The organism is Sphingomonas sp. 66-10 (assembly GCF_001897045.1).
Taxonomy (GTDB): Bacteria; Pseudomonadota; Alphaproteobacteria; order Sphingomonadales; family Sphingomonadaceae; genus Sphingomonas; species Sphingomonas lycopersici.
This window is the reverse complement of record NZ_MKRR01000156.1, coordinates 305-3,978: the sequence shown is the minus strand read 5'-3', so window position 1 is coordinate 3,978 and position 3,674 is coordinate 305. Positions and strand designations below refer to the sequence as shown.

Sequence of the window (3,674 nt, the reverse complement as noted above, 5' to 3'; positions counted from 1 at the left end):
GAGCGGCGCAAGGAACTGGCCTCGCTGCCCGACATGACGACTGCCGTTGTCGGCGTGATCACCCTGGCTGTTTCGCGGCTCCAGCAGGTTCCCGCGTTGGTCGCGAAGGGTGACCTGAAACTTCGGCAGCGGATCGAGACCGCAATCAACGATGCCCTCGAAGGACTGAGCATCACCCAAGTCGAGGAGGCAATGGGCGGGGGCATAGATGAGGAGGAAGAAGCCCCCGACGGCGAGTAGCTTGCGCGTGAACGGCGCGCCGATCGCGGCGGCGGTTCGGGAGTGGCTGGCGGCATTCAAGCCGCGGATCAAGCCGAAGCTTTCGGCCTTCATGACCGAGCACGCTCGCGATGAAACAGGTGCTCGCATCCGGCCGATGCCGTTTCAGGGCGAAATGGCCGACGCGTTCACCGATCCGATCACCGCCCAGGTGTCGGTGATGAAGTCGAGCCGCATCGGCTATTCGACCATCCTGCAATGCTTCATGGGCTATCGGATCAAGTACGATCCGGCTCGCTCGCTGATCTACCAGCCGACGATTGATGACGCGGAGAAGTTCAGCCGCGACGATCTCGACCCGGTGTTGCAATGGCCGATCGTTCGCACGGTCGCGGAGTTCAAGCCGCGGCATCGCGATAACCAGATCCGGGCCAAGCGCTACAAGGGCGGCTGGATCCAGATCAAGGGCGCCAACAGCCCGAAGGAATTTCGGCGCGTCACCGCTGATGACGTGTTCTTGGAGGAGTGCGACGGATACCCGTGGTCATCGCGGGAGGAGGGCGACCCCGCCCGCCTGGCGTTCAAGCGCAACCTGACCTCGGCGCGGCCGTTCAGCGCGGCCGGCTCGACGCCGAAGGTCAAGGGCATGAGCCGGATCGAAACGCTGTTCCTGCAAGGCAGTCAGGAGCATCGTTATGTACCGTGTCCCGAATGCGGGTTGATGCAGCGCCTCGTCTTTGGCGACGGCACCGGCGCCGGCATCCGATGGGAGCCGCGGCACGAACCGACCCGGGCCTGGTATCGCTGCGAAAACGGCTGCGATATCGACGAGTCCTATAAGGCTTGGATGGACGAACAGGGCGAGTGGCGCGCGCATAATCCCGGCGCCTTTCCACATCACCGCTCCTTCCATATCTGGTCGGCATATAGCCAGTTCCCCGGCGCTGCGTGGCTTAGCCTCGCCCGCGAATTTCTCGATGTCCGCAAGGATCCGAATGCGCTTCGCACCTTCGTCAACCAGGTGCTCGGCGAGACATGGGAGGAGAAGGGCGAGGCCCCCGAGTGGCAGCGCCTGTATGATCGGCGGGAGAAGGGCATGTCTCTCGGAACCCCGCCAGATTGGGCCGGCCTTCTCATCGGAGCGGCTGACGTGCAGCGCGGCGGCGGCGGCCGCATCGATCTCGACATTTGGGCCTTCGGCCCCGGCCGCAAGCGTGCGTTCGTCGAGCGCATCGAGGTGTTCGGCCGGATCGCCGAAGACGCGACGTGGACGCAGTTCGACGCGGAGGTTTCGCGCGAGTGGGAAACGGTGGACGGGCGCTCGATGCGCCTGGCGCGCGTCGCAATCGATACCGGCGACGGCGAGAATACGATGGAGGTTTACCGCTGGGCGCGCCGCCACCCGGGCTTCGCGATGGCGGTGAAAGGCCGGGAGAGCTTGGCGGCGCAGCAGGCGATCGGCTCTCCGTCCTGGCAAGATGTCACCGTCGGCGGCCGCAAGATCCGCCGGGGCGTCAGGCTGTGGAACGTCGGCACATCGATGCTCAAAATGGAGTTGTTCGGGCAGCTCGGCATGGAAAAGCCGGTCGACGGCGAGGAGTACCCGGACGGCTATGTCTATTTGCCCGATGGAATGACTGACGAGCTGGTGAAGCAGCTTGTTGCCGAGGAACTGCGCTTCATCCGTCTCCGATCCGGCGGCGTGCGCCGCGAGTGGCATAAGATCAGGGAGCGCAATGAAGCGCTCGACAATGCCGTCTATGCGCGCGCCGTTGCGATTTCTCTCGGCGCCGACCGGTGGTCGGATGCCAAATGGCAGCAACTTTCCGGTGATCGATCGCCAGCCACGCGAAAGCCGGCGACCCGCATCGACGTTTCGCGACCGACCGCAGCGCCTCCGCCGCCCGCCAAGGCGCCGGGCCAGCCCGCCGCGAACAAGCGACCGAAGATCAACCCGCTGACCGGGCGCCCGGTCGGCAATCACCTGAGAGGGAGGCGTTGATGGCATTCACCCAAGCCGACCTCGATAACATCTCGCGCAACATCGCGAGCGGCATCCTCGAAACCCGCTATTCGGATGGGCGGCTCGTCCGATTCCAGACGCTGGACGAGATGATGCGCGCGCGCGCGCTGATTGCGGGGCAGGTTACGTCCAATCAGGCGGACAGTCGGCCCCGCCGGCGCACCGCTCCATATAGGAACGGCTGCTAATGGCTGGCCTGTGGGGGCGGATGCTCGCCGCGGTAGCGCCGCGCCGCGCGGCGGCACGCGCCGAGGCGCTGGTGCGGGTCGAACGTGCAGAGCTGCGCCGCGCGGCGTTGCGCAGCGTGCGCAATCAGTATGACGGCGCGACCTTTAGCCGGCGCTCGCAAGGCTGGCGCCGATCCAGCAAAGACGCGAACTACGAATTGCTCGGCTCCGCATCGGTGCTCGCGGTCACCGCGCGCGACATGGTGCGCAACAATCCGTACGCCGAGCGCGCCGTTTCCGCGATCGCGACTGACCTCGTCGGCACCGGCATCACCTTTCAGGTGATGCGCAATGGTGAGCCCGACGAAGCGCTCACCGCACTTGCCAAGCTGCACTTCGAGACGGCCGCATGCGATGCCGACGGACGGCAAAATTTGTACGGCCTCCAATTGCAGGCTGCCCGAACGATCGTTGAGAGCGGCGCCGTGCTCGCGCGGTATCGCCCGCGCTTTGCAAAGGACGGCCTGCCGGTCCCGTTCCAAGTCCAGATGCTCGAGCCCGATTATCTGGATACCAATCGCAACGGCCTGCTCGAGAAGGGCATGTACGTGTCGGGCATCCAGTTCGACGCGATCGGAAACCGGCAATATTACTGGCTCTTCCCGAATCACCCGGGAGCGATCGCGGCGCAGGGGATGATTGCGAAGCCGGTCCCGGCGGCCGATATCACCCATGTCTTCCGGCAGGATCGACCGGGACAGCAGCACGGGGCGAGCTGGTTCGCGCCCGTGATCATGGCGATGCGCGAGTTCGCCGAATATCAGGACGGGCAGCTGCTCCGGCAGAAGATCGCCGGCTCGTGGGCGGTGTTCAGGATCGGCGCTGAGGGCGAGGATGCGGCGGCCGACGCCACTGACGGCACCGATCGCACCGATTTCATCGAACCGGGCATGATCGAGGATCTTCCCATCGGCGCCGATGTGAAGTTCGCAAACCCGCCCGGCGTCGAGGGCTATGCCGATTTCACCAAGATCTCGGTCCGCACCTTCGCGACGGGCATGAACCTGCCTTATGACATCTTCGGCGACCTCGAAGGCGTCAATTTCTCGTCCGGGCGGATCGGCCGCATCCAGTATCACCGCCAGCTCGACAGCTGGACGTGGAACATGCTCATTCCGCAGTTCTGCGTCCCCGTCGGCGAATGGTTTTTCCGCGCGGCTCGCCTCCTCGGGCAGAATACCGACGGCTGCACGATGGAGTGGACC

At 65.0% G+C, this 3,674-nt stretch carries 3 protein-coding genes and 1 pseudogene (1 of these 4 cut by a window edge); all 4 read left to right on the top strand.

Going from position 1 to position 3,674, the window contains the following annotated elements; translation table 11 throughout:
* Window positions 1-240 (top strand): annotated as a pseudogene (locus BGN95_RS23995) (terminase); the annotation flags it as partial.
* 7 nt (window positions 241-247) lie between these two features.
* On the top strand, window positions 248-2,221 hold the full coding sequence (locus BGN95_RS23990; protein ID WP_286774261.1) for a phage terminase large subunit family protein: 1,974 nt from the start codon (window positions 248-250) through the stop codon (window positions 2,219-2,221).
* On the top strand, window positions 2,221-2,430 hold the full coding sequence (locus BGN95_RS23985) for a phage head-tail joining protein (RefSeq protein ID WP_286774260.1): 210 nt from the start codon (window positions 2,221-2,223) through the stop codon (window positions 2,428-2,430). The genes BGN95_RS23990 and BGN95_RS23985 overlap by 1 nt, the downstream gene beginning before the upstream one ends.
* Window positions 2,430-3,674, top strand: partial view of a phage portal protein gene (locus BGN95_RS23980; protein WP_502688347.1) — the 5' portion only. Its footprint extends 258 nt past the window's final position; 1,245 of the gene's 1,503 nt are visible here — the first part of the coding sequence; its start codon is at window positions 2,430-2,432; its stop codon lies off the right edge, out of view. Before BGN95_RS23985 ends, BGN95_RS23980 begins: the two co-directional genes overlap by 1 nt.